This is a genomic window from Candidatus Marivariicella sp., assembly GCF_983056325.1.
In genome coordinates, this window is the sequence record NZ_CEZOWA010000019.1 from 1 (window position 1) to 21,509 (window position 21,509).

Genomic DNA, 21,509 nt, shown 5'->3' on the forward strand with positions numbered 1-21,509 from the left:
CTTTTCAAAATGAATTAAAAACAATTTTACATTAATACAATAAAGTCTGGGCTAGACACTTTTTAATTTACTAATTTTGAATTTAACTAAGAATAATAATGAAAAAAATTAAAAGAAGAGAGTTTTTAAACAATACATGCCCAGTAGTAGCTATGGCAATTCTTGGTGTAAATGTTTTGGATTCCTGTTCAAAAGACGAAGCAATTAGTTCTGAGGACGAAAATACAATTATTCCAGATCCTGACAGTGGCTACACAGTAGAAGGTAAAGTTGTCGAAATTGATCTTACTCACCCCACTTTTGATTCTTTAGAAAGTGATGGATGGATGAACTTTACTGCTCAAAAAATACTCTTACTTAAAACAGGATCAACTTACTCTGCCTTCAACAACTTTTGTCCCCACCAGGGTGCAAGAGATGCTTGGTCATATAATTCTTCTGACAGTCTTTTTGTATGTGGACGTCATAATAATTCGTATCCAACAGATTGTGTTAGCGAAGGAACAAATAGTGGCCCGCTTCAATGCTATTCAGCTGCAAAATCAGGAAGCACTTTAACTGTTACAAAGTTGTAATACAAATTGAAAAAGTTTTTTTTTAATTCTAATTTTTTAATTCTTTTATCTCTGTTTTTGTTTTCAAATCAGATAAACGCTCAAACCGAAGAAGATCTGTTTGGCATGATTGCTAATGAAAAAAATAATGATGAATCTTTACTTCCTGAAAGAATGGTTTTTACCCAAAGAATTTTATGGGGAAATCAAGGTCTTTTTAGAAAAACACGAATAGCCCCTCTAAGTCTGGAGGTGAGAGAAAAAGAACTTAAGGTACGAAGAACTATGTTAAAGGCGCATCAAGTTATTGGCTACACGACACTAATAGCAATGATTGCACAAGGTTTTATTGGAGGAAAATTATACAATGGTGATAACAGTTTATACGATACACATAAAACCATGGGAAAAATTGTAAATGTTGGGTATTTTGCAGGCGCAGGACTTTCTCTATTTGCACCTCCACCACTTATCAATAAAAAGGTAAGAGGTTTGAATTCAATCAAAGCACATAAAATTTTAGCAACAATTCATTTTTCTGCAATGCTTTCAACAAATTACTTTTCTAACAGAGATAGAGGAGCCCATAAAGCCTCAGCATATACCCTTTTTGGAAGTTATGCTGCAGCAGTTTTAGTTTTTAAATTTTAATTTATGAATAGATTTATTATATTTTTCTTATTAGTTTCACTAAACTCCAATAGTCAAGAACTACTTCAAAAAAAGTGGAACCTCAACACAGAACAGTCATATATTTCGTATCAAGGCAAACATATTTTGCATCAATGGTCTGGAACAAGCAAAAATGTCAAAGGTGTTTTGATAATGGAAAACAATCGACCTACAAAAACTGCTATAATATCGGCAATTAAAGATTTTGATAGCGGAAATTCTTCCAGAGATTCTCATGCGATGGAAATTATGGAAGCTCTATTATTTCCAGATGTAAGTTTTTATGGAGAATCGTTTACATTAAATAATGATAAATTTATGATACTTGGAAAAATAAAATTCCACAGTATATATAAAGAAATTAACGTATCAGGAGATTGGGATCAAACAAAAGAAAGGATAATTTTAAAAGGAGGATTTAGTGTTAAACCCTCAGACTTTGACATTAAGCTTCCGGACTTTATGCTAGTGAAAATGGAAAATAATTTAGAAATAGAATATGAGCTTATATTTCAGCAGGAATAAAATAAGCAAAAAAAAACCCTCGCAAAAGCGAGGGTTTTTTTATACTGAAATTATTTATTTAGAATCTACAGCTAGTTGGTAAACAACTAAACCAAATCCAATTTTATTTATAGCATCACCAACGTTATAAATAACGTCCATGTCTAGTCCACCAAAAATTCCACTGTACCATCCTTCAGTACCAGCCATATAACCAATTGGGTAAATTGCCCAACCAACTAATACAAACCAGCATAAAGTTTTGTGTGCAGTTTGAACAGCACCTCCTGCAGAAGCAGCAAGCTTAGCAGCTCCACCCAACCATATTTCATATACAATGATAAAATAAGCTATTCCTGATATAAGACCCCAAATTTGAGCCTGACTTTCATATACAGCTTCTCCTAGATAACCAGTAACAAGCATAATAACTGAAAGACCAATCATTTTCCACATTAGAGATTTTTGAGCACCAGCGGCTTTGAGTATTAAATAGAATTCAACACACATCAAAGGTACTGTAAGAACCCAGTCTACATATCTGAAAAAAGTTGGAGATTCTCCGAAAGAAGCCCAGTAGTCTCTCATGTACCAGTAGTGAACTGCAGCAATGAAAGTAATTAGTCCTGAAACTAAAATGGAAGTTCGCCATTTAGAGTCAAAAGAACTCATTGATAGGAAGAAAAAAGCTGAAGCGGCCATCATAGCCATACAGCCTACAAAAAATGTAAATCCTACGTAATCGTCTGGCGCCATTTTTGTAGCGTCAATAAATAAATTTAATATGTTCATATAATTTTTTTTTATAGTTTGGAACCCTAAATTTAATAAATTATTTTTAAATCAAACCATTAACCACCATTTATGCTTTACAGAAGTAAGATAATTGCATCAATTTTCATCATATGGATATCACTGTTTTCGTATTCAAATATTGATGTAGTAGTTGCGAGTATCCTAATATTAACACTAGGTTTGGGGCATGGTGCTTGTGATATTAAATTAATAACAACTAGGTTAAATACCTCTTCATTAAAGGTTAAAGTAATAAGCATTTTTTTATATATTTTCACTGCTTTTATTGCTTTTTTAGTGTTTTATAGTCTACCATTTATAGGTTTTATTACTTTTTTACTAATCAGTAGCTATCATTTTGGAGAGCAACATTTGCATAAAAAGCTTTCTGCTTCCAAAATGAAATTTTTTCATTTCTCATTGTATGGAATGGTAATATTTTTGCTCATGATAGAAACTAACATAGATATGGTATTTGAAATTCTTACTCCTTTAATAGGAAATGAAATAAGTGAAATTCCAATTAGAGTCACCTTATTTGTCTTTATATTTTTGACAGGTCTTTTTTGGTTGGTTGATTATAAGAGCATAAAGTTCTCCATTCCAAAGGAATTGTTTTATTTATTGGTAATATATGTTTTGTTCTATAATACCAACCTAATTGTTTCTTTTGCATCCTACTTTGTAATATGGCACTCTATCCCTTCAATATATGATCAGATTGAGTATCTGTATAAAGACGTTAATAGAAAGACAATCTTGTTGTATTTAAGAAACAGTGGATATTATTGGGGGATATCTTTAGCAGGGTTGATTTTTATAGTCTCGTATGGAGAAATTATGGGAGATAATTTTTATAGAATACTCTATTCTTTTGTAGCTTCAGTGACCATCCCGCACATATTTCTCATGAATAATATTTTGTCTGAATCTAATCAATAAGCCCATTTATATCATATTTAGACAAAAAACTCCAAATGATTGATGGAGCATCGATGTCATAAGACTCGTAATTATTTGGCCCATTGATTCTTGGCCAATCATGACCCATTCTGTCTAACAAATACAATTCAACTGAAACTTCATTTTGACCATTTTGATATACTTTGTGAACACCTCCATACTGATCTCCATCTCGATCAATTATAACCTGGTCAATTGAGGTGCCACTACAAGTATTAAAATTTATCCAATAATCAATTACATCTTCCATTGGCTCACAAATCCCAAAATAACCTAAATAGGGCACCACGTAATCCTGAAGACCATGAATCTGAAGTATTGGCATTGGGTGGCTAGGATTGCAAGTATTATAGTTTGCAGGAGACATTGACCCAGTAACAGAAGCAATTGCAGCAATTTTTGAACCTAAATTACATGCCAAGTTATAACTCATAAATCCACCGTTTGACATTCCTGTTGAGTAAACCTTATTAGTGTCAATATTGTAATTATCCTTAGACCACTCAATTAAATCTTCGATAAAACCGACGTCATCTGCAGAACTTTTTTCGCCGAGTTCCGTTTCCCACCCTACATTCCAATGTGTTTCCCCTCGGGAAGAATATCCATTTTTATCACTTGGAACTGTTTTCCAAAGTGTGCCTTGAGGATAAATTATAATAAATCCATTATTATCAGCTAATGATTGAAATCCAGTATATTGAATATTCCATTTAGCAAAACTTCCAAAACCGTGAAGGCTAAATAAAAGTGGAACATTAGAACTTTGAGAGGCGTATGATTCAGGAACATAGATAATAAAATCTCTACTCTGTTTGTTTTTAATCATCGAACAGTTGAAGGTGTTTGGTTCTTCCCCTAAACTACAGGTCACGCCATCTAAAAAAAGATTATTTGAGGGGTTCTCTTTAGAACATGATGCGAAAACACAAACCATTAAGGTTAAAAATAAATTTTTTTTCAAAGTATAGTAAAGGCTTAATTTATTCTACAATTATAGCAAAAACGATTTTAAAAATCTTTATAATAATGACTAATTAATAATTAAGGTTAAAGAGTTTTTGGGTTAAAATTATTAAATTGTGTAAAATAACTTATAAATTTTAACAACATGAACGAACTAGAAATTTTAAACTATCATCAATTATCGTTTATTGCGAATGCAATTTATTTACTTTCATTTACTGGTTTGATCTTTATCACCTTTAGATTGGTAAGATTTCAAAGAGAAAATGATTCGAATACTTTTGGCAAAGTTTTAGTTACATTATTTGGACTTTGTACAACGTTTTACGGGTATAGTATTTTTTCCTATTTATACAATCTACAGCTTGGCCAAGCATATCGGTTATCTGAACTCCAATCAAACGGGACTGAGCTCTCAACAGTTACAGAAAGTTTCATAGAATTTATTGGGTATTCAATTAGTGACGGTTGGCCACCATCATTTTCTCCAGAGCCAGCAGCATTAGTTTTTGTAGTTACTTTTGGCGTAATGGTTATTGCTGGCACATGGATGAATTTGTCAAGTAAGAAATCTTAAAATTGTATTATGAAAAAACCTCATTTAATTTAGGAGGTTTAATGCCAGTTCTAAAACAGTAATACAATTGATGATCGAATTATCAACTCCCGGAAGAGTATGTTTTTATGGAGACCATCAAGATTATTTGGGTCTTCCTGTAATTTCCGGAACAATTAATAGATATATTTATTTAAAAGCAGAACCAATTCAGTCTTCTTTTTTTGTGATTAAGCTTCTTGACTTTAAAAAATCGATTAAGGTTGCTTTTGAAAATGATCCAGAAACTATTCAACCGGGAGACTACTTTAGGTCAGTACTTTTTGTATTGAAAAGAAAAGGAATAATCCCAAATAGGGGATATATTGTAAATATTTTTGGAGATCTTCCAATCAACGCAGGTCTCTCTAGTTCGTCATCATTGGTAGTTGGATGGATAAGATTTCTAGTTCAAGTGTTTGCTAAGGATAAAAAAATATCAGATCTGCAAATCGCAGAATGGGCTTTTGAGGCTGAGGTTAAATTCTTTAATTCACCTGGAGGAATTATGGATCAGTATACTATCGCTATCGGAGGACTTATGGCAATTGACACCTTCAAAAAATCATATGTAAATTTAAAAGGAAATTTAGGATCACTACTAGTGATTGACTCTGGGATTTCTAAAAATACATTAGAGGTCCTAAAAGATGCTAGATTAAATAGTCAGAAAGCAATAGAAATAGTTAAGAAATTAGATAAAGATTACCACATTATAAAAGCAAAAAAAAATGATTATTTAAAATACATAGACAGTATTCCTATTGAATTAAGAGCATATTGGAAAGCAGCAATTCAAAACTTTATGATCACTAAAAGAGCAGAAGAAATATTAAAAACAAAAAATCAATCAACTAAAGAGTTAGCGGAATTAATGAATTCTCATCAAGAGTTATTATGTAATGAAATACAAAACACTCCTTTAGAAATTCAGAAACAAATTAAAGAAGGGATTAAAGCAGGAGCTTATGCTGCTAAAATTGTTGGCTCTGGGGGAGGAGGATCCATAATAGCTATGATTGATCCAAAAAGACATTCACAAATTAAAAATGCATTTTTGAAAGCGGGGGCCAAAGATGTGTTTAAGGTAAGTTTAATAAATCCATAACAAAGCATGAAAAACATTGTAATAATGGCAGCAGGGGCATCTACAAGAATGAAAAAAACGTTAAATGAAGTTCAACTCGCCCCACAGATTAAAGAGTTAGCCAAACACGAACATAAAACATTGATACCGCTAAGCGGGACTAATAAAAGCTTACTTTTTTATTTATGTGCTAACGCAAAACAGGCTGGTTATGAAAATATTTATATACTAACAGCACCTGAAAATAAAACATTTAAACAATGGATAAAAACACATAAATTAGACTCAAAACTTGTTGGAGTTAATTTCTTTTTACCTATTCAAAAAACACCTAAAGGAAGGCTAAAGCCGATAGGAACAGCAGATGGAATTCAACAAACTTTAGATCAATTTCCAGAACTATTAAAAGAAAGATTCACTGTGTGTAACGCAGACAACCTTTATTCAGTCGGTGTTTTAGAAAGACTTTTATCTCATGAAACTTCATCTCATTCTATAATGTCATATGATCGATCATTCTTAAAGTTTTCTGAAGAACGAATCACTAAGTTTGCACTAATTAAAACGGATGATCATGGCTATTTACAAGAAATAATAGAAAAGCCCCCGATTGAAACGCACGATTCTTTCAGAAATTCATCAGGGCAGCTTCTTGTTAGTATGAATATTTTTAGTTTTATTGGGGCACAAATATATCCGTATTTAAAAAACTGTACAATACACCCAGAGAGAAACGAAAAGGAGCTTCCAGAAGCTGTTAGAGCATTAATAAAAAACGAAAAAAAATCTGTATTCACATATTTAGTGAAAGAACATCTAAGAGACTTGACTTCAGCTCATGATATAAATAAATTTTAAAACTCACCTATTTTTATATCCATCCATGAAAGCCTGTCATTCAAATAAGTTTTAAGATCATTAACAGCCATAGGGTAGTCAACCGGTATTCCACTCCATTTATTGTAATTTCTTTCTATTGCCCCGTTATTAATTAAATATTGGCTAGTATTCTCAACAAGACCTATGACGTTATTAGTTGATAGAGAACTAATTCTTAGTTCTTGCCATCTAGCCTTGAGGGACGATTTAAAAATGGGATCTTTTAAAAATTTTTGCCACCAAAAAGGAACAAGCCATACATCTCCAGGGACATATTTGTTGTAGTTGGCAATCCAATCATCAAAAGGCAACCTGTCTGAATTACCATACCCTATATTCAAATCCCAGATGGGACCCATTTTTAGCTTTTCACCCCTGTCTTTACTTATGAAGGTACTTAATCTGTAACCGTCAACATTTCCGGTAAGCTCGTTAATTATAAAAAAATCAACAAAACTTTCTATATCTATATAATTTAAATACTCCCTATTTTTTGAGCTAAAATCTTCATTTGTAAGGGCTTTTTCAAAATCATTAATATATTTCTTTATATATAATTTTTGATCCAGAGTGATATCTTCAGCTTTGGGATATTCATATAAAAAATAAGTTTCTAAATTTTGAAAGGCATGATATGGAGGCCCAAACGGATCTAAAGATTGAATATCATTTCCATTATTGTCATAATTAGATCTAAAACTGATATTCTCATTATAACTAGCGTCATCTTGCCAGTTGTCTTCATAATACTCTAATGGCTGATTTTCAAGAGCAACATCAGATCCGGATGTTTTATCAATCTTTAAAATATAACCTCCAGTTATTGATTCTGGGTCATTATTATTGGCTTTTAATTTTTTTATGTTAATTCTGTTTGAATCTCTTTTGAGCTTTTCCATAAAAACATATACCCCCTGATAATTTGTATCTCCAGAAACGTTTCTGATTTCAAGCTCAACAAATTTAGACCTACTGGAATAGTTTCCCATATTTCTATATAATTCATAACCGATATAATGACGCATCAGTGATGGATCAAATATTATTTCAGGACTTCTAAAAACATGTCCCATTAATATCCAGTCTTCTTCTTTTGGGAAACCAAATATTTCGAAGTCAACATCGTTTCCTGACTCATCCCAGGTTTCAATTCCAAAGGATTTTTTATTGGACATTCGAAAAGAGCTTGCGCCCCGGTATTCAATTCCAATTGGATTTGAAAAAGTTTTTTCACCTCTTTCAAAAATATCCATAGTAGCCATTACTTTTGGTTCATTTAGTATAACATCTTTAGTAGTGATTTTTATATATGGTAAATCAGATTTTGTTAAATCAAATGGAAATGAGTCAATGGAAGAGGAGCTGATGACCTCTTTTTTAGTACAGGATATAAATAAAAGAACAAGCATAAAAAATTTTATTACAAAAGTTTTTACTAAGAATTTATTCATTTTAAAGTTTTATAACCACCCTAATATTAAGAAATAGTTCGACAAACTTCAATTTCAAAGGCATAATTTTTAAATTAGAACATAAATACTTTAAATATAATAATGAAAACTCCAAGTCATTTAATAATTTAACTTCAACTTTTCAATCTATTTTGTTTTGAATAAAGCCCCCTTATTGTTTCTTCTTTTATACTCTAATTTCATTCTAAGTCAAGAGCCAGCTGAGTTTAAATTTTGGTCATCAGTTTCGTATGTTTATCAGCCAAATGAAAAAATTAATTTCAGTATTTCAGAACTTTATCGACTAAAAGAAGACCTTAATGTTGTAGATAGTTATATTACGGAAGTTAGCTCAGATTACAAGATCTACAAGGGCTTAAATTTTGAAATTGAGTTTAGGTATTATTCAAAAAACATTAATGAAGGAAAAGCAAAAGGTTTTGAGAATTTATGGAGGTATAGGTTGGCTTTAGAAAAAGAGCTGGAGCTTAAACCAATAAAAATTTTCATCAGACTAGCATTTCAAAAAAGAACTTCTTTAGATAAAAAAAACGATTTCAAAGATTATATAAGAATTAGATCTGCATTTGAATACCCAATTAAAAACTGGGATCTAGATCCATATTTTTCAGTTGAATTCATAGAAAAAAGAACGGGTAATAATCTTCAAAAGGTTAGATACGGCTTTGGAACCAGTAAAAAGATTCGGGAAAGTAAATGGACGATTAGATATTTTTTTCAAACAGACCGGTTAATACCTAAACAAAACTTCCATATTTTCATGGTTAAATATCGCTATAAAAATGAAGTAAAAAATTAAAATAGCCTCAACTGAAAACTATTCGAAAGAATCGAAAATAATTTGATTTACTAAATCCGCGTGTTTTTCAATATGTTCGTGGTCAAATGTGCTTATTCCATATTGATGTTCAATCAGTCTAGTTAACATAAAAAAACTACAGCATGCACCAAAAATTATACTAACAAAGTTGGGTTGAGGAATTGCAATAAAATTTGGACTGGTAGAGGCTTTATTGAGTGCTGTTTGACCAATAATGGTTAAAGGCTCCACGATCGAAGTTATTAAATAATCTGATCTCCAGCTATTTTTCCCCATTTCTAAATATGTTAATTTATAGAAAGAAGGGTTTTTGGCAGAAAAGTAAATAAGCTGTCGTGTATATGACCTTAACATAGGAACCCCTTCGGTATCTTTAAGTTCAGATCGAATTGCTTCAAATTTCTCAACAATAGACTTCGCCAAATGGTCTACGGATTTTTTCCATAACTCTTCTTTGTTTTTAAAGTGATAACTAATTAACGAATTTGTCACCCCTACCTTTTCGGCAATTAATTTTAATTGTGTTCCGTCAAATCCAAAGTTGGAAAAATGTTCAAGCGCAATAGACAACAACCTGTCAATGTCGAGCTCTTGAGCTAGGCTAGGACGGCCTCTTTTTCTTTTAGACTTTGAAGATTCCAAATAAATTATTTTTGAGTATAATAAAAATTAACACTATAAATATAGTAAAACCATTATTAATTGAATATTTAACAATCATTAAGAAGTAATTTTTTAAATTAAATTAAATTAAGATTTAATATTAAATATTGTAATTTTGAAATATAAAACAAGCTTAAAATGAATATTTTAGTCTGCATAAGTAACGTTCCTGATACAACCTCAAAGATTAACTTTATCGAGAATAACACCGTCTTTGACACTAACGGAGTTCAGTTTATAATTAATCCAAATGATGAATTTGGTTTAACCAGAGCAATTTGGTTTCAACAAAAAAATCAGGCAACTGTAACTGTGGCTACAGTTGGGGATGCTAGCTGTGAACCAATCTTGAGAAAGTGTCTAGCTATTGGAGCAAATAAAGCCGTAAGAATTGATTCTAAAGCTTTAGACGGTTATAGTGTTGCAGCCCAATTAAAGTCATTGTGCGAAAAAGAAAGTTACGATATAGTTATATGTGGCAGAGAATCTATTGATTATAATGGAGGAATGGTTCCTGGAATGTTAGCCCAAATGCTAGAAATACCGTTTGTTACAAATTGTGTATCGATGGATGTAAACGGAAATGAGGTAACAACAAAAAGGGAGATTGATGGAGGTATAGAGACACTTAGCTGTTCTTTACCAATAGTTGTTGGGGCTCAAAAAGGGTTAGTTGAAGAATCAGACCTTATCATTCCAAATATGAGAGGTATAATGCAAGCAAGACAGAAGCCACTTGATGTTTTGTCACCCACAAATATTATGTCTAAGTCTAATGTTGATAAATTTGAAAAACCACCAGCAAAAGGAAGTGTCAAATTAGTAGATTCAGAAAATATCGACGAATTAATAAAACTTCTTCACAACGAAGCAAAAGTTATTTAAAAAAGTAAATATGGCAATTTTAGTATACGCAGAAAGTCAAAAAGGAAAATTCAAAAAAAGTTCGTTTGAAGCAGTGTCATACGGGCGGTTATTAGCCAATGAATCTAATGAAGATTTGGTTGTGATTTCAATTAATTCAAATGATCCAAATGAATTATCTAATTATGGGCCAGATAAAGTTATAGCAATTAAAGATTCTACAATGAATAATTTTACTGCTCAGACTTTTTCCAATACCATTTCGGAGTTTTCAAAAAAAGAAGAAGCTTCAATTTTAGTTCTAAGCTCAACTGCAGACTCAAAGTATATTTCTCCCTTATTGGCTGTTCAGCTTGAAGCGGGATTAGCATCAAATGTTGTATCAGCGCCAATTAGTAGATCTCCCTTGGTAGTTAAACGCTCTTGTTTCACAAATAAAGCCTTTAATCATACTACATTAAACGGTTCAATAAATATTATTTGTGTTTCCAATAATTCGTTTGGTATCAACGAAAAAGAGTCTCAGCCTGAAATAGTTAATATAGATAGATCTGCTAATAATTCTAAAATTAAGGTAGAGTCTGTTGAAAAATCAAGTGGGTCAGTTAGTATTGCAGATGCAGATATAGTTATTTCTGGCGGTAGAGGCCTAAAAGGTCCTGAAAACTGGCATCTTATTGAAGATTTAGCTTCAACATTAAATGCAGCTACAGCTTGCTCAAAACCCGTATCAGATATGGGGTGGAGACCACATAGCGAACATGTTGGTCAAACGGGAAAACCAGTAGCTTCAAATCTATACATTGCTATTGGAGTTTCAGGAGCGATTCAACATTTAGCAGGAATCAATGCTTCCAAGGTTAAAGTAGTAATTAATAATGATCCGGAAGCTCCATTTTTTAAGGCAGCTGACTATGGTATTGTAGGAGATGCATTTGATGTAGTTCCAAAACTCATTGAGAAACTTAAAGTTTTCAAAACTGTAAAATAAAATAATCTTTACATAAAAAAAGCAGGTCCATCGACCTGCTTTATTAGAATGTAAGAATTATCTACAGCAGATTAAAATATACTGGTGTCTGCTGAGCTTTTGTTCTTAAATAATTATAATAAAACATAAGACACCTCCTTTCAAATTTTAATTAAACATAGCCGTTGTCACAGCGCTAACTTTCAAATCAAATATAATACAGGATATTTAAAAAATAAACTATTTAACTATTTTTTTCAGTGTCAATCCTTGAACTAAAATTGTAAATAAAACCACCATATAAGTTAAAAATAAAATAAGATCTTTCCCTTTCCCTATTTGATTTGGGAGATTTAGAGCTAGAGCAACACTTAGACCTCCTCGAAGTCCACCCCAAGTGATTATTAGAGCAGTATTTTTCTCAAAAGACTTGAAGAAAGACAGAAACTTTATGGGTGTCCAAACACCGATCCCTCGAGATAAAACGACAACGAATATTGTTAAAAGAGAGATTATTAAATAGCTAGAATCAAAATTTTGAAAAATCGGAATTATTTCAAGTCCAATTAAGATAAATAAAATAGCATTAAGAGTTTCATCTAATAGGTGCCAAAACTTGTAAACATAATCACCCATTGCCTTTTGAACTCCGTCTTCTTTTTTATCTGAATCTATATTCCTATTTAGAAATAGCCCCATTACAACAACACCTAAAACTCCTGAAAAATGAAATTGATGCGAAATCACTGATACTAGTAACACTAGAGATAGAGTAATCAAAACTTCTAGCTCTATGTGTTTATTTTCAATATATTTAACCAACCTTAGGCCAAAGTATCCAACAAGAGCTCCAAGACCAACTCCTCCTATTACCTCAGTAGCAAAAAGCATACTTATACTTCCAGCAGTTACATTTTCTATTCCCTCTAATTTAATATTCAAAAGAGTTAGAAAAATTACAACACCAATACCGTCGTTAAATAGTGATTCACCAGCTATACGCGTCTCAGTTGTAGAAGATAGATTCATTTTTTTAACCATAGCAAGTACAGCAATTGGATCAGTTGGAGCTATTAAGGCTCCAAACAATAAACAATCAACATAAGTTAAGCCTATGTCGCTAAGCCCTAAAAAGGGTTGCTCTACAAGCCAATAAACACTAGATCCAACAGCAAATGTTGAGAAAACAACACCAAAACAAGCGAGTAAAAGGATAGTAACTTTATCTTTTAGAAGCTCATGAACATTAACACTAATAGCTCCAGCAAATAGTAAAAAAGGTAGCATTACATCAATTAACAAAACCTCAAAATCAAAGCTCTGAATTAAAGCGGTAACAGTTTTTAAGAATTCTGGAAAAACCAGACCTATTGCTAGCACGCTAAATGACAAGCCAATAGCAAGAATCATTAAACCTATAGTCTGAGGAAGCTTCAAAATCCGAAGATTTATAATTGAAAAAAATGAAGCGAGTAAGAGTAAAATTGTAGTAAGCTCAAGGACATTCATAGAGAATAATATTAATTAAATTATTATTTGTAAAATTCGTACATTTTTGCAATATACTTGCCTAAAACATCGAATTCCAAGTTAACAATTTCTCCCTTAACAAGCTTACAAAAGTTCGTGTTCTCATATGTGTAGGGGATAATTGCAACCGAAAAACTATTTTTATTAGAATTTATAACAGTTAGACTTACGCCGTTTATAGTTATTGATCCCTTTTCAATAGTGATGTTTTTTTGATCTGGTTTGAAATCAAAACTAAAAATCCAACTTCCATTAACGTTTTCTATTTCAGTACATACTCCAGTTTGATCAACATGACCCTGAACTATATGACCATCAAGCCTACCATTTATCTTCATGGAACGCTCCAGATTAACAAAGCTACCTGGTTTTAGATTCTTCAAGTTAGTTTTGACTAAAGTTTCGTTAATAGCAGTAACAGAATAGCAGTTTTCAGAAACACTTACAACTGTTAAACACACTCCATTATGTGAAAGACTTTGATCAATTTTTAATTCATTTGACAACGAGCTTTTAATTGTAAAATTAATATTCGTATAACTCTTAGTTACGGTCGTTATCTCGCCGAGACCTTCTATAATTCCTGTAAACATGACAGTTAAATTTATTTACCTTTGTATTACAAAATTAGTTAATTCAAATAACTAAAATAGTCTATGGACAAAATAAAAATAGGTATATCAATTGGAGATCCAAATGGAGTTGGACTTGAGATAATTCTTTCAGTATTTGAAAAGAAAGACTTATTTAAATATGTAATCCCTATTCTATTTGGGCCCAAAAAAATAATTGATTTTCAGAAAAAACATTTTAACAAAAAAACTGAACTAAACTATATTAAAAATACAAATCAGTTAAAAGAAGGATTCTTAAATATTATTCAAACCGCCACGCATGATTATAATGTTGAATTTGGAGTTCAATCTAAAGAGGCAGGAATTATTTCGTATGAATCGCTATCTAAATGCACTGATGCCATAAATGACGGAATGGTTGAGGCTATTATTACAGCACCTATAAATAAGAAAGCGATTCAATCCAAAAGGTTTAAATTCCCTGGCCATACTGACTTCTTAGAAGGTAAATTTGAAGGAAAGGCACTAATGTTTATGGTTTCCAAGGATTTAAGAATAGCTCTTGTAACCGATCATGTTCCAATAAATAGTGTTTCTAAGATGATTTCATCAAAGCGTTTAATTATTAAAATAAATCAAGTTTTATATAGCTTAAAGAATGATTTTGGAATTGTAAATCCTAAGATAGCAGTTTTGGGCTTGAACCCCCACAGCGGTGATGATGGAGTTATAGGGAGTGAAGATGATGATATTCTTAAGCCTGCAATTTCCAAATCAAAAAAAGATGATATCATAGATGGACCATTTGCAGCTGATGGTTTTTTTGCATCAAAAAAATATAAAGAATATGATGCTATCATTGCGATGTATCACGATCAAGGTCTTATTCCCTTTAAAACTCTGACCTTCGGAAATGGAGTAAATTTCACAGCAGGTTTAAATATAATTCGCACATCTCCCGATCATGGAACTGCATTTGATATAGCAGGAAAAGGAACAGCAATTTCAAACTCCTTCAAGGCAGCAATATTGGAATCTTTTAGGATTTCAAAAAACAGATCATATAAATTGATTTAGCCTAATAAATAGAACAAAAACTATAGTTTTAAAAAAAAAACTCTAAATTTGCAGGCTTAAATGTTAATAAGATGAAAGTGGTTAGTCCTTTTGTAATTAATTTTGCAAGTTTAAAAAAAGGAAACCACATTTTTAATTTTAATATTGACATTAAGTTCTTTGAGAGTTTTGATTATTTTGATTTTAAAAGTGTTGATTTAATAACAACACTTGAACTTGAAAAACAGGAAACAATGTTAGGCTTATTATTTAAGACTTCAGGACATATTATTGTACCGTGTGATTTATCATTGGAAAACTTTAAAATGCCCTTTTTAAGTAATCTAAGTTTAGCTGTTAAATTTGGAAAAACATTTAGTGAAGAAAGTGATGAAATTTTAATTTTACCTCACGGCAGTCATCAAATAGACATTTCCCAATATATCTTTGAGATGGTTGTTCTTTCAATTCCAATTAAAAAAGTACATCCTGGAATAAAGAATGGCACATTAAATTCAGATATTCTAATAAAATTAAATTCATTAAAACCCAAAGAAAAAAAGACACAATCAGAAAATGATTCCCGTTGGGATAAATTGAAAGACTTATTATAAAAATATTACAAAATGGCGCATCCTAAAAGAAAAATCTCCAAAACAAGAAGAGATAAACGACGCACACATTACAAAGCATCCGACAAACAGATAGCTACTTGTAAAACAACAGGAGAAAATCATCTTTATCATCGCGCTCATTGGCATGAAGGAAAGCTATATTATAGAGGAAAGGTATTAGTAGATAATACCGAAACTTCAGAAGCATAAATTTATAGAACTATTTCTAACCCTAATCTTCGTGCTGGGGTTTTAGCAGAGATAATTTAATAAAAAAAATCCTATCTTCACTTAACATTCAAGCTAGAATTTCTGCCGAATGACGAAATCAAACACCTCTATTAAAGCTTCAATCACTGCTGTGGGTGGTTACGTTCCAGAAGACCGGTTGACAAACAAAGATTTGGAATCAATCGTTGATACAAATGATGGATGGATTCGAAGTAGAACGGGTATAAAAGAAAGAAGACTCCTCAAAGACCCAAAAAAAGCAACTTCTTTTTTAGCCATCCAGGCTTCTAAAAACCTTCTTATAAATAATAACATTGACCCTTCAACAATTGACATGATTATTGTTGCAACTACAACTCCTGATATGCAAATTGCTGCAACTGCGGCCTATGTTGCATCTGAAATTGGGAGTAATAACGCTTTTGGATTTGATCTTCAAGCCGCTTGTTCCGGATTTCTGTATGCTATGTCGATGGCAGTTGGAAAAATCGAATCGGGACGTTATAAAAAAGTCTTAGTAATTGGAGCAGATAAAATGTCTTCTGTTATTGACTATAGAGACAGAGGTACGTGTGTTTTGTTTGGAGATGGAGCAGGAGCGGTATTATTTGAACCAAACGAAGAGGGCTTAGGTTGGCAGGATGAGTATTTTAGAAGTGATGGCCACGGAAGAAATGACCTATGTGTTAAGGCGGGGGGATCTTTATTTCCAGCGAGTACTTCAACAGTTTTAAATGGAGATCATTATCTTCGTCAAGACGGTCGAAAAGTTTTTAAATCAGCAGTTTCTGCAATGTCAGAAGCAAGTAGTGAAATATTAAAAAGAAATGATTTGACAGGAGATGAGGTTGATTATTTATTGGCACATCAGGCTAACGAGAGAATAATTGAAGCAATTGGTAAAAGAATGAAATTAAAATCAAATAAAGTGCTTAAAAATATTTCTAATTATGGTAATACAACTGCTGGCACTATTCCACTTTTATTATACGATTTTCAAAATAAATTTAAAAAAGGGGATAAAATTATTTTTGCTGCTTTTGGTGGAGGTTATACATGGGGAGCAGCATATTATATATGGAATAAAACAGTAAACTAATAAACTTAAATATGGATATTAAAGAAATTCAGAATCTAATCAAATTTGTTGCTAAGTCAGGAGCTTATGAAGTTGAAATTGAGAAGAAAGATTTTAAGATCACAATAAAGACTTCTAACTCAACTCTTGATAACTCATTCAAAGTTGAAACACAAAACACAAGATTAGCTCAAAACGATCAAAATATTGAAGGTATATCAAATAAAAATGATAATGAAACAGAGGGCGAAAACGAGAAATATATTGTAATTAAATCCCCAATTATTGGTACATTTTACAGAAGAGCTGGACCAGACAAACCTCTTTTTCTTGAAGTTGGTTCTGAAATTAAGAAAGGAGAAACAATGTGTGTTATTGAAGCAATGAAACTTTTTAATGAAATTGAATCAGAGATGAACTGTAAAATAATTAAAATTCTGGTTGAAGATGAAACTCCAGTAGAATTTGACCAGCCACTTTTTTTAGTTGACCCTTCTTAAGATTAAATATAATGTTCAAAAAAATTTTAATAGCCAATAGAGGTGAAATTGCAATGCGAATTATTCGTACTTGTAAAGAGATGGGAATAAAAACTGTTGCGGTTTACTCAACAGCGGACAAGGAAAGCTTGCACGTCCGATTTGCAGATGAAGCAGTCTGTATTGGCCCTGCGTCAAGTTCAGAATCGTATTTAAAACCATCAAATATTATTGCTGCTGCAGAAATCACTAATGCTGACGGAATTCATCCTGGATACGGTTTTTTGTCCGAAAACGCGAAGTTTTCAAAAATTTGTGAAGAACATAAGATAAAGTTTATTGGAGCTTCGTCAGAGATGATTGATCAAATGGGAGACAAAGCTTCCGCTAAGGAAACAATGAAAAAAGCCAAAGTACCTACTATTCCGGGTTCTGAGGGCCTGATTGAATCTCTTGAGAAAGCAAAAAGTCTAGCAAAAAAAATGGGCTATCCTGTTATGTTAAAAGCAACAGCTGGGGGTGGAGGAAAAGGTATGAGAGCAGTTTGGTCTCCTGATGAAATTGAAAAATCATGGGAGAGCGCAAGAACAGAATCTATGGCTTCTTTTGGAAATGACTCTATGTATATGGAAAAACTAATTGAAGATCCTCGTCATATAGAAATTCAAATCATCGGAGATTCATTTGGAAAGGCATGCCATTTGTCTGAAAGAGATTGCTCAATCCAGAGAAGGCATCAAAAACTAACCGAGGAAACACCCTCACCATTTATGACTGATAAACTCAGAAAATTAATGGGAGCAGCTGCAATTAAAGCAGCAGAATATATTAAATATGAAGGAGCTGGAACTGTCGAATTTCTTGTCGACAAGAACAGGAATTTTTATTTTATGGAAATGAATACTCGTATACAAGTTGAACACCCGATAACGGAACAAGTAATTGATTTTGACTTAATTCGAGAACAAATAAAAGTTGCTTTTGGAATTCCCATTTCTGGAAAAAATTATACTCCAAAGATGCATTCAATAGAATGTAGGATTAATGCTGAAGACACAGAAAATGATTTCAGACCATGTCCAGGGAAAATAGAAACACTTCATTTTCCAGGGGGGCATGGAGTAAGACTCGACACTCACGTTTATAGTGGATATACAATTCCTCCATATTATGATTCGATGATTGCAAAATTAATTACAACAGCTCAAACACGTGAAGAAGCAATTAATAAAATGAGGAGGGCATTGGATGAGTTTTTAATTGAGGGTGTGAAAACCACAATACCTTTTCACAGAAAGCTTATGGATCATCCAGACTTTATTTCAGGAAATTACACAACAAAATTTATGGAGAATTATTTAGATTAGTTTTTTTTTAATTAGAAGCTCTGCTATTTGGACAGTATTTGTTGCAGCACCTTTTCTAAGATTATCTGAGACTACCCATAAGTTAAATGAGTTTGAATCAGAGAAATCTTCCCTTATCCTTCCAACATAAACATTATCACTTCCTTCTGAGTCAATAGGCATTGGATAATAATTATTTTTGGGGTTATCTTTAACAATAACTCCACTACTTGAGATTAATACTTTTCTAATCTCATCAACAGAGGAACTATTTTTTAATTTAACATTTACAGATTCACTGTGACCTCCAACAACAGGAATTCTTACTGCTGTTGCAGTAATGCCAATACTATAATCATTTAGTATTTTATGAGTTTCATTAACTAATTTCATTTCTTCTTTCGTGTATCCATTTTCAAGAAAACTGTCACAGTGAGGTATAGCATTTTTATTGATAGAATGAGGATATGCCATTTCTCCTTCTTCCCCATTAAGTTCGTTTTCTAATTGCTTAACAGCCTTTAGTCCGGAACCAGTTATAGATTGATATGTTGAAATAATTAACCTTTCAATCCCAAAACTTATACAAAGAGGATTAATAGCCATGAGTAGTTGAACAGTAGAACAGTTTGGATTTGCAATTATTTTATCTTTAGAAGTAAGAGTATTACCATTAATTTCTGGAATAATTAATTTTTTTGAAGGGTCCATTCTCCAAGCTGAGGAATTATCAATAACAGTGCATCCTACTTCAGTAAATTTAGGAGCCCACTCCAGAGAAGTTTCTCCACCGGCTGAAAATAAGGCAATTTCAGGTTTAAGGTCTAAGGCTGCTTTTAAAGATATAATGTCATATGTTTTACCATTATATTTTATTTTTTTGCCTAAAGAATTTTCTGAAGCAACGAGAATTAAGGTGCTAATAGGAAGGTTTCTTTCAGATAAAACTTGAAGCATAACTCTTCCTACCATTCCCGTTGCACCAATAACAGCTAATTTCATAAAAATTATTATTTTGAATTTAAAATTACATTAAATTATATGATTTTATAAAATACTATTTAAACACAACAAAATTGTTATAAATAATTACGTGTTACCCGACTCCCTAGACTGGACAATAGTTCATATGATATTGAACCTCCTGATTCTGCAAATTCACTTGCAGGATGTGAGTCATTAAAAATAACAACTTCATCACCTTCCAAACAATCTATTTCAGTAATATCCGCCATAAACATATCCATACATATATTTCCAATAATTTTAGCTTTTTTCTTATTAATCCAAACGGCAGCGTTAGAGTTTCCATAAAATCTGCCAATACCATCTGCATGACCAATTGGAATTGTTGCAATTGTAGTTTTTTCTTTTGTAATCCAACCACTATTATAACCAACAACTTGTCCTTTTTCCAATTTATGAATTTGAAGTATTTTAGTTTTTAGCTCGGCAACAGGCAAAAGATTTTTATCCCAATCTATATTATTTGCATAACCATACAATGAAATACCTGCTCTTACCCAATCATATTTATATTCAGGATAGTTATGGATGCCAGAACTATTGAAAAGGTGAAACTTTATTTTGGTATTAATTTTGAGGAATGTATTTCTAATTTTTTCAAAAGCTATTATTTGACTTTTTGAAATTTCATTTTCTTTTTTTCCCTCACTTGAGGATAAATGTGAGTAAACAGATTCTATCTTAAAAAAAGACTTTTTCATTTCGTTATTAATCCAATCAATATCCTCAAAATCAAAACCTAACCTATTTAAACCGGTGTTAAATTTGAGGTGAATGGGAAAATCCTTTATATTTCTTTTTTTACAAATTCGATATAAATCATGCCATATTTTTTTTGAGTAAATGGCTGGCTCTAATGAGAATTTTACAAGATTTTCCAGTGAATATGGCTCAGGATAAAAAACTATAACTTTTGAACGTATTCCATTTTCACGAAGTATTTTTCCTTCATTTGAAGAAGCTACCGCTAATATATTAACGCCCAATTCATTCAAATACTTGGAAATCTTGATTGCACCGTGGCCATATGCATTTGCTTTTACAACTCCAATAACATCGACCTCAGAGGAAACTTTAGATTTTAAAAAATTTAAGTTGTGAGATATTCTTTCAAGATATACATTTAAAGTTGTCAATTTTTTTCTTTCATGAGATTATAAAAGACTTTTCTACTTAACGCTTCATATTTTTCTTTTTCACCAACAGCAATTAAGTTATCATCCTCAACTTTTCTAAATGTAAATTGAGCAATATTTCCTGATTTTGAACAGATTGCATGAAGTTTTGTGACGAATTCAGCTACAGCCATTAAGTTGGGCATTGAACCAAAAGGACTCCCATTTGAATCCATATCTAAGCCGGCAACTATAACCCTCAAACCTTCGTTTGCAAGCTTATTGCAAACGTTTACAATTTTTTTGTCAAAAAACTGGGCTTCATCGATTGCAACTACATCAAACCCTTTAGCGAGGTTTATTATTTCCCCTGAGGATTCTACTTCAACCGCCTTTACTGATTTTTTATTATGAGATATAATTATATTTTTTCCATACCGATTGTCAACTGAGGGCTTAATGGCTATAACTTTCAACTTTGAAATACGACACCTATTTATTCTTCTAATTAATTCTTCTGTTTTTCCTGAAAACATAGAACCACATATAACCTCAACACTTCCAAATTGTTCAGACAAGTTTGCGGTATTTTCTAAAAACATTTTGTAATTTTCAAAATAGGAGAATTTAAATTTTTATTAATAAAACAAAGGTA

25 protein-coding genes are annotated in these 21,509 nt (G+C 31.9%); 16 read left to right on the forward strand and 9 right to left on the reverse strand.

Annotation, left to right across the window (positions count from 1 at the left end):
• Window positions 1–98: 98 nt before the first annotated feature.
• The 3 genes from AC3ATN_RS06995 to AC3ATN_RS07005 are packed head-to-tail and all read left to right on the forward strand — an operon-like array spanning window position 99 to window position 1,751.
• Window positions 99–575, forward strand: a complete 477-nt coding sequence (locus tag AC3ATN_RS06995; protein WP_487532555.1) for a Rieske 2Fe-2S domain-containing protein — start codon at window positions 99–101, stop codon at window positions 573–575.
• Window positions 576–581: 6 nt separating this feature from the next.
• Complete coding sequence (locus AC3ATN_RS07000) at window positions 582–1,205, forward strand: hypothetical protein (RefSeq protein ID WP_487532556.1); 624 nt, start codon at window positions 582–584, stop codon at window positions 1,203–1,205.
• A 3-nt stretch (window positions 1,206–1,208) separates the two neighbouring features.
• Window positions 1,209–1,751: a YceI family protein gene (locus tag AC3ATN_RS07005; protein WP_487532557.1), complete on the forward strand. Its 543-nt coding sequence runs from the start codon at window positions 1,209–1,211 to the stop codon at window positions 1,749–1,751.
• A gap of 54 nt (window positions 1,752–1,805) precedes the next feature.
• Here the strand turns inward: AC3ATN_RS07005 and AC3ATN_RS07010 are convergent, their stop codons facing one another.
• Complete coding sequence (locus tag AC3ATN_RS07010) at window positions 1,806–2,522, reverse strand: bacteriorhodopsin-like (RefSeq protein ID WP_487532558.1); 717 nt, start codon at window positions 2,520–2,522, stop codon at window positions 1,806–1,808.
• 72 nt (window positions 2,523–2,594) lie between these two features.
• Here AC3ATN_RS07010 and AC3ATN_RS07015 point away from each other — a divergent pair, with 72 nt between their 5' ends.
• Complete coding sequence (locus AC3ATN_RS07015) at window positions 2,595–3,467, forward strand: Brp/Blh family beta-carotene 15,15'-dioxygenase (RefSeq protein ID WP_487532559.1); 873 nt, start codon at window positions 2,595–2,597, stop codon at window positions 3,465–3,467.
• Here AC3ATN_RS07015 and AC3ATN_RS07020 read toward each other — a convergent pair.
• The gene (locus AC3ATN_RS07020; RefSeq protein WP_487532560.1) at window positions 3,457–4,452 is read right to left on the reverse strand and encodes an extracellular catalytic domain type 1 short-chain-length polyhydroxyalkanoate depolymerase; all 996 of its coding nucleotides are present in this window, start codon (window positions 4,450–4,452) and stop codon (window positions 3,457–3,459) included. The two genes, AC3ATN_RS07015 and AC3ATN_RS07020, sit on opposite strands and share 11 nt — an antisense overlap.
• Window positions 4,453–4,599: 147 nt before the next feature.
• On the opposite strand from AC3ATN_RS07020, the gene AC3ATN_RS07025 reads away from it, so the two are divergent.
• From AC3ATN_RS07025 to AC3ATN_RS07035, 3 genes are all read left to right on the forward strand, one after another.
• A complete protein-coding gene (locus tag AC3ATN_RS07025; RefSeq protein WP_487532561.1) occupies window positions 4,600–5,031 on the forward strand; it encodes a hypothetical protein in 432 nt (143 codons plus the stop codon).
• Between the two features lie 70 nt (window positions 5,032–5,101).
• On the forward strand, window positions 5,102–6,157 hold the full coding sequence (locus AC3ATN_RS07030; protein ID WP_487532562.1) for a GHMP family kinase ATP-binding protein: 1,056 nt from the start codon (window positions 5,102–5,104) through the stop codon (window positions 6,155–6,157).
• A gap of 6 nt (window positions 6,158–6,163) precedes the next feature.
• A complete protein-coding gene (locus AC3ATN_RS07035) occupies window positions 6,164–6,994 on the forward strand; it encodes a sugar phosphate nucleotidyltransferase (protein ID WP_487532563.1) in 831 nt (276 codons plus the stop codon).
• Here the strand turns inward: AC3ATN_RS07035 and AC3ATN_RS07040 are convergent.
• On the reverse strand, window positions 6,991–8,466 hold the full coding sequence (locus AC3ATN_RS07040) for a CotH kinase family protein (RefSeq protein ID WP_487532564.1): 1,476 nt from the start codon (window positions 8,464–8,466) through the stop codon (window positions 6,991–6,993). The two genes, AC3ATN_RS07035 and AC3ATN_RS07040, sit on opposite strands and share 4 nt — an antisense overlap.
• 157 nt (window positions 8,467–8,623) lie before the next feature.
• Here AC3ATN_RS07040 and AC3ATN_RS07045 point away from each other — a divergent pair, with 157 nt between their 5' ends.
• Window positions 8,624–9,286 (forward strand): DUF2490 domain-containing protein, encoded by a 663-nt coding sequence (locus AC3ATN_RS07045; RefSeq protein WP_487532565.1) that lies wholly within the window; start codon window positions 8,624–8,626, stop codon window positions 9,284–9,286.
• Between the two features lie 18 nt (window positions 9,287–9,304).
• Here the strand turns inward: AC3ATN_RS07045 and AC3ATN_RS07050 are convergent, their stop codons facing one another.
• Complete coding sequence (locus tag AC3ATN_RS07050; RefSeq protein WP_487532566.1) at window positions 9,305–9,949, reverse strand: TetR/AcrR family transcriptional regulator; 645 nt, start codon at window positions 9,947–9,949, stop codon at window positions 9,305–9,307.
• Between the two features lie 159 nt (window positions 9,950–10,108).
• Here AC3ATN_RS07050 and AC3ATN_RS07055 point away from each other — a divergent pair, with 159 nt between their 5' ends.
• A complete protein-coding gene (locus AC3ATN_RS07055) occupies window positions 10,109–10,855 on the forward strand; it encodes an electron transfer flavoprotein subunit beta/FixA family protein (protein WP_487532567.1) in 747 nt (248 codons plus the stop codon).
• A gap of 10 nt (window positions 10,856–10,865) precedes the next feature.
• Window positions 10,866–11,825 carry an electron transfer flavoprotein subunit alpha/FixB family protein gene (locus tag AC3ATN_RS07060; protein WP_487532568.1) on the forward strand — a complete coding sequence of 320 codons (960 nt, stop codon included), beginning with the start codon at window positions 10,866–10,868 and terminating at the stop codon, window positions 11,823–11,825.
• 219 nt (window positions 11,826–12,044) lie between these two features.
• On the opposite strand, the gene AC3ATN_RS07065 is transcribed toward AC3ATN_RS07060, so the two are convergent.
• Entirely contained in the window at window positions 12,045–13,313 is a 1,269-nt protein-coding gene (locus tag AC3ATN_RS07065) for a cation:proton antiporter (RefSeq protein WP_487532569.1), read from the reverse strand.
• A gap of 23 nt (window positions 13,314–13,336) precedes the next feature.
• Entirely contained in the window at window positions 13,337–13,927 is a 591-nt protein-coding gene (locus tag AC3ATN_RS07070; protein WP_487532570.1) for a riboflavin synthase, read from the reverse strand.
• 63 nt (window positions 13,928–13,990) lie between these two features.
• On the opposite strand from AC3ATN_RS07070, the gene pdxA reads away from it, so the two are divergent.
• From pdxA to accC, 6 genes are all read left to right on the forward strand, one after another.
• Entirely contained in the window at window positions 13,991–14,986 is a 996-nt protein-coding gene (pdxA, locus tag AC3ATN_RS07075; RefSeq protein ID WP_487532571.1) for a 4-hydroxythreonine-4-phosphate dehydrogenase PdxA, read from the forward strand.
• Window positions 14,987–15,057: 71 nt separating this feature from the next.
• Window positions 15,058–15,579 (forward strand): YceD family protein, encoded by a 522-nt coding sequence (locus AC3ATN_RS07080; RefSeq protein ID WP_487532572.1) that lies wholly within the window; start codon window positions 15,058–15,060, stop codon window positions 15,577–15,579.
• Between the two features lie 12 nt (window positions 15,580–15,591).
• Window positions 15,592–15,789, forward strand: a complete 198-nt coding sequence (rpmF, locus tag AC3ATN_RS07085) for a 50S ribosomal protein L32 (protein WP_487532573.1) — start codon at window positions 15,592–15,594, stop codon at window positions 15,787–15,789.
• Window positions 15,790–15,898: 109 nt separating this feature from the next.
• Complete coding sequence (locus AC3ATN_RS07090; protein ID WP_487532574.1) at window positions 15,899–16,909, forward strand: beta-ketoacyl-ACP synthase III; 1,011 nt, start codon at window positions 15,899–15,901, stop codon at window positions 16,907–16,909.
• 11 nt (window positions 16,910–16,920) lie between these two features.
• Window positions 16,921–17,388: an acetyl-CoA carboxylase biotin carboxyl carrier protein gene (gene accB / locus AC3ATN_RS07095; protein ID WP_487532575.1), complete on the forward strand. Its 468-nt coding sequence runs from the start codon at window positions 16,921–16,923 to the stop codon at window positions 17,386–17,388.
• Between the two features lie 11 nt (window positions 17,389–17,399).
• Complete coding sequence (gene accC, locus AC3ATN_RS07100) at window positions 17,400–18,734, forward strand: acetyl-CoA carboxylase biotin carboxylase subunit (RefSeq protein WP_487532576.1); 1,335 nt, start codon at window positions 17,400–17,402, stop codon at window positions 18,732–18,734.
• On the opposite strand, the gene AC3ATN_RS07105 is transcribed toward accC, so the two are convergent.
• The 3 genes from AC3ATN_RS07105 to AC3ATN_RS07115 form a co-directional block, all read right to left on the reverse strand.
• Complete coding sequence (locus tag AC3ATN_RS07105) at window positions 18,726–19,715, reverse strand: aspartate-semialdehyde dehydrogenase (RefSeq protein WP_487532577.1); 990 nt, start codon at window positions 19,713–19,715, stop codon at window positions 18,726–18,728. The two genes, accC and AC3ATN_RS07105, sit on opposite strands and share 9 nt — an antisense overlap.
• Before the next feature lie 77 nt (window positions 19,716–19,792).
• Window positions 19,793–20,875, reverse strand: a complete 1,083-nt coding sequence (gene alr / locus AC3ATN_RS07110; RefSeq protein WP_487532578.1) for an alanine racemase — start codon at window positions 20,873–20,875, stop codon at window positions 19,793–19,795.
• Window positions 20,872–21,456, reverse strand: a complete 585-nt coding sequence (locus tag AC3ATN_RS07115) for a thymidine kinase (RefSeq protein ID WP_487532579.1) — start codon at window positions 21,454–21,456, stop codon at window positions 20,872–20,874. Before AC3ATN_RS07115 ends, alr begins: the two co-directional genes overlap by 4 nt.
• Between the last annotated feature and the right edge of the window lie 53 nt (window positions 21,457–21,509).

What these genes read in the sequence shown, in the direction of transcription:
- AC3ATN_RS07080 (WP_487532572.1), top strand. Translation starts at nt 15,058, where the DNA reads ATGAAAGTGGTTAGTCCTTTTGTAATTAATTTTGCAAGTTTAAAAAAA.
- AC3ATN_RS07005 (WP_487532557.1), top strand. Translation starts at nt 1,209, where the DNA reads ATGAATAGATTTATTATATTTTTCTTATTAGTTTCACTAAACTCCAAT.
- AC3ATN_RS07060 (WP_487532568.1), top strand. Translation starts at nt 10,866, where the DNA reads ATGGCAATTTTAGTATACGCAGAAAGTCAAAAAGGAAAATTCAAAAAA.
- AC3ATN_RS07035 (WP_487532563.1), top strand. Translation starts at nt 6,164, where the DNA reads ATGAAAAACATTGTAATAATGGCAGCAGGGGCATCTACAAGAATGAAA.
- AC3ATN_RS06995 (WP_487532555.1), top strand. Translation starts at nt 99, where the DNA reads ATGAAAAAAATTAAAAGAAGAGAGTTTTTAAACAATACATGCCCAGTA.
- AC3ATN_RS07040 (WP_487532564.1), bottom strand. Translation starts at nt 8,466, where the DNA reads ATGAATAAATTCTTAGTAAAAACTTTTGTAATAAAATTTTTTATGCTT.
- AC3ATN_RS07055 (WP_487532567.1), top strand. Translation starts at nt 10,109, where the DNA reads ATGAATATTTTAGTCTGCATAAGTAACGTTCCTGATACAACCTCAAAG.
- AC3ATN_RS07105 (WP_487532577.1), bottom strand. Translation starts at nt 19,715, where the DNA reads ATGAAATTAGCTGTTATTGGTGCAACGGGAATGGTAGGAAGAGTTATG.
- AC3ATN_RS07010 (WP_487532558.1), bottom strand. Translation starts at nt 2,522, where the DNA reads ATGAACATATTAAATTTATTTATTGACGCTACAAAAATGGCGCCAGAC.
- accB (WP_487532575.1), top strand. Translation starts at nt 16,921, where the DNA reads ATGGATATTAAAGAAATTCAGAATCTAATCAAATTTGTTGCTAAGTCA.
- AC3ATN_RS07090 (WP_487532574.1), top strand. Translation starts at nt 15,899, where the DNA reads ATGACGAAATCAAACACCTCTATTAAAGCTTCAATCACTGCTGTGGGT.
- accC (WP_487532576.1), top strand. Translation starts at nt 17,400, where the DNA reads ATGTTCAAAAAAATTTTAATAGCCAATAGAGGTGAAATTGCAATGCGA.
- pdxA (WP_487532571.1), top strand. Translation starts at nt 13,991, where the DNA reads ATGGACAAAATAAAAATAGGTATATCAATTGGAGATCCAAATGGAGTT.
- rpmF (WP_487532573.1), top strand. Translation starts at nt 15,592, where the DNA reads ATGGCGCATCCTAAAAGAAAAATCTCCAAAACAAGAAGAGATAAACGA.
- AC3ATN_RS07070 (WP_487532570.1), bottom strand. Translation starts at nt 13,927, where the DNA reads ATGTTTACAGGAATTATAGAAGGTCTCGGCGAGATAACGACCGTAACT.
- AC3ATN_RS07025 (WP_487532561.1), top strand. Translation starts at nt 4,600, where the DNA reads ATGAACGAACTAGAAATTTTAAACTATCATCAATTATCGTTTATTGCG.
- AC3ATN_RS07065 (WP_487532569.1), bottom strand. Translation starts at nt 13,313, where the DNA reads ATGAATGTCCTTGAGCTTACTACAATTTTACTCTTACTCGCTTCATTT.
- AC3ATN_RS07115 (WP_487532579.1), bottom strand. Translation starts at nt 21,456, where the DNA reads ATGTTTTTAGAAAATACCGCAAACTTGTCTGAACAATTTGGAAGTGTT.
- AC3ATN_RS07030 (WP_487532562.1), top strand. Translation starts at nt 5,102, where the DNA reads ATGATCGAATTATCAACTCCCGGAAGAGTATGTTTTTATGGAGACCAT.
- AC3ATN_RS07015 (WP_487532559.1), top strand. Translation starts at nt 2,595, where the DNA reads ATGCTTTACAGAAGTAAGATAATTGCATCAATTTTCATCATATGGATA.